The 2618-nt window shown below is 46.8% G+C and carries 3 protein-coding genes; 1 reads left to right on the top strand and 2 read right to left on the bottom strand.

What is annotated here, in order from left to right; translation table 11 throughout:
• Nucleotides 1–127 precede the first annotated feature (127 nt).
• Nucleotides 128–988, bottom strand: a complete 861-nt coding sequence (locus ACP5D0_RS03770; protein ID WP_472364244.1) for an HDOD domain-containing protein — start codon at nucleotides 986–988, stop codon at nucleotides 128–130.
• A 272-nt stretch (nucleotides 989–1260) separates the two neighbouring features.
• On the opposite strand from ACP5D0_RS03770, the gene ACP5D0_RS03765 reads away from it, so the two are divergent.
• The gene (locus ACP5D0_RS03765; RefSeq protein WP_472364243.1) at nucleotides 1261–2199 is read left to right on the top strand and encodes a putative metalloprotease CJM1_0395 family protein; all 939 of its coding nucleotides are present in this window, start codon (nucleotides 1261–1263) and stop codon (nucleotides 2197–2199) included.
• Nucleotides 2200–2210: 11 nt separating this feature from the next.
• Here the strand turns inward: ACP5D0_RS03765 and ACP5D0_RS03760 are convergent, their stop codons facing one another.
• Nucleotides 2211–2465 carry a (2Fe-2S)-binding protein gene (locus ACP5D0_RS03760; protein ID WP_472364242.1) on the bottom strand — a complete coding sequence of 85 codons (255 nt, stop codon included), beginning with the start codon at nucleotides 2463–2465 and terminating at the stop codon, nucleotides 2211–2213.
• Between the last annotated feature and the right edge of the window lie 153 nt (nucleotides 2466–2618).

Below are 2618 nucleotides of genomic sequence, written 5' to 3'. Positions count from 1 at the left end.
CTTTTATTCCTAAAAACCCATCTCTTGATGGGTTTTTTTTTGCGCGATTGTTATTCTATGGATTCCACCGCTCAATTGCCGATGGATTTCGCCCTCAATTTATGTCCAATTCTGCTTGTTTATTCCTTCAGTGACTGGCGGATACTAAGGAGCCGCTTTCGCCCCATTTTTTAACCGCTGAAATGGCCGCATTGTATGCGTTGTCGGGTAATTCAAGTATTTGCTTTCCTAAATCTCGATAATCTTTCAGCTCTTGCGTGATGTATTGTTCATCATCACAAACGCTTACGATGTAATTGCTGACAATTGTGAGCGCGACAAGATGTCGAATTTGCGATTTCGCGGCGGTTTTTACTGCAAAGTCACTGTCGTGATGAAACAGCAGTGCTTTGAAAATATTGGGATCGATTTCCCATTTTTTGCCGAGCAATGCGGTGACGAAGACATGACTGGTTCGGAACTGTTCTAGTTCTTTGTTATAAGCGGTAAGTGGGTTGGTTTTTTGATTCTCGATAATCGTTGGGTAGCGGTTTGGAAATTCTCGGTAAAGGTAAATGGCGCCGACATTTTGGAGCAATGCGGCAATATAGGCTTCGGTTCTGGAAACGTCAAACACCCAGTAAGATAATTCTGCGGCGGCCAAGCCGGCTTTTGCGCCATACATCAGGATGGATTGCTCATAAGCGTCTTGTGCTAGCACATGGCTGAGAATGGACGATAAAAACAGATTGTAGATTTCATCCAGCCCGAGTAGGTTGACGGCGACCTTTGCGTCTTTTATCTTCGCTTTCTCGCGGGTTAAATTGGTATTGGCAAGGGATAAAAAGTTTGCAAGCATTTCCGGGTTGTGGCTGATAAGATTAGCCACTGTGACGGTATTGGGGAATTTTTTTTCAAGTTCTGCTTTTAATTCAAGCAGCTCGGTTGGGATATCCGTTCTATTGTGTTTTTTTAAAATATAGGCTGCAATTTTTAGAGGTTCTTGCATCGTTTGCACCTTGTTTCATCCGTTCTTCAATTCAATCTTGCACGGCTGTCAAATTAACGTCATTATTGCCCGATATACTCCAAAATGACAAATATTTATGCCACGCATGACATATTTTTTCAATATGTTAAAACGCTTTCGTCAATTTCGGGCTAGCTTTAATCATCCACCCATTTGCGATAAAGCCGTTACCTAATTTTAATTTATTTTCCAGCAGTGCTATAATTTATTTAAAGAACATATAATTGCGTTTACACGTTGAAGGTGAAGTCATGGATATTGCGTCATCAGCCATGCCGTTTTATAGCAATGCCTATCCATCTCCGCAGATGTCGGTGGATGCTTTAGCGTCTTCGCCAACACGCAAAATTAATGTTTCTCCATCCATTTCGGATGCGTTGACTCAGTCAACAAACGCTCAATCCAATCCCTTTCAAACGCAAGCCGATAGTCGTGAGACAAATCCTCAGGTTTCCGATGCTGACACCGGCCAAAGCCGAAATTCGGCTTCCTCCGGCTCGTCTTCCGAATCAAATCCTTCGGACGGGCAAACGCCTGCCGATCCCAGTATCTCTGAAAAAGCGGCGCAGTTGGAAGTTGAACGGGTGGTCATGCAGTTGAAGTCCCGCGACATGGAGGTGCGAGCCCACGAGCAGGCACACGTAGCGGCGGGTGGGCAATATGTTACCAGCGGTGCTTCTTATGCTTATCAGACGGGGCCGGACGGCAAACGTTATGCAGTGGGCGGTGAAGTGGGGATTGATACCAGCCCAATTTCCGGTGACCCTCAAGCCACGCTTGCGAAAGCGCAGCAGGTGCGTGCTGCGGCTTTGGCACCGGCAGAACCGTCGTCTCAGGATATGAGGGTGGCGGCTCAGGCGACTCAAATGGCGGCGCAGGCACGTGCCGAATTGGCCGCATCGCAATCCCCTTCTTCTGAAGCGGAAGATACTGAGGCGACCACGGAATCCGCAACGGAATCGATAACGAAATCCAGTGCTGAGTCCACCGAATCAGCAGCATCATCGCCGCTATTCAATGCGCAAGCCGACGCTTCGGTTGACTTACTGAACGGCGAGGCTTCAACGCGGACGGCATGGGCTGTGACGATGTCTGAAGACCGTGCTGATCAAGGCTTGGCCAACCTGGTGTCTTCAGGTGAAAAGGCACGCAATCAATTTGAAATACGTCTGCTTAATCAATCCGCGTAGTGTATGCGTTGTTATTCTGTTTCGGTTTCTTTTTGCGTAAGGCATTCAATCAGTCGCTGCACCTGCCGTTTGCAGCAACCATTTCCGTCTGTGGCTCCCGTTTGTCTTTGAACGGCTTCTAGGGTGTGTGCCCCTTGTTCGATGGCGTCAATAATCCGTACTTTCAAAACCTGGTTGCAGACGCATAGGTTTTCATCCAAGTCTTTTTGCAATATGGCTGGCAATTTTTGTAAGGTACTGTCTTTCATGGGAACAGTGTAATACAACGCTGTTTCGTTATCCCGATTTATGACATATTCGTGTTAAAGGAAACCATATGAAAATTTGGTGCATCAGTGATACGCATGGTCATCATAGACGGCTACACGCAATCCCCGACGTGGATGTGGTGGTGCACACGGGTGATTTATGTCAATTTG

The sequence above is a fragment of the Hydrogenovibrio sp. genome (genome assembly GCF_049975065.1).
Taxonomy (GTDB): domain Bacteria; phylum Pseudomonadota; class Gammaproteobacteria; order Thiomicrospirales; family Thiomicrospiraceae; genus Hydrogenovibrio.
The sequence above is the reverse complement of the archived record's forward strand: the minus strand, read 5'-3'. Positions and strand labels throughout refer to the sequence as shown.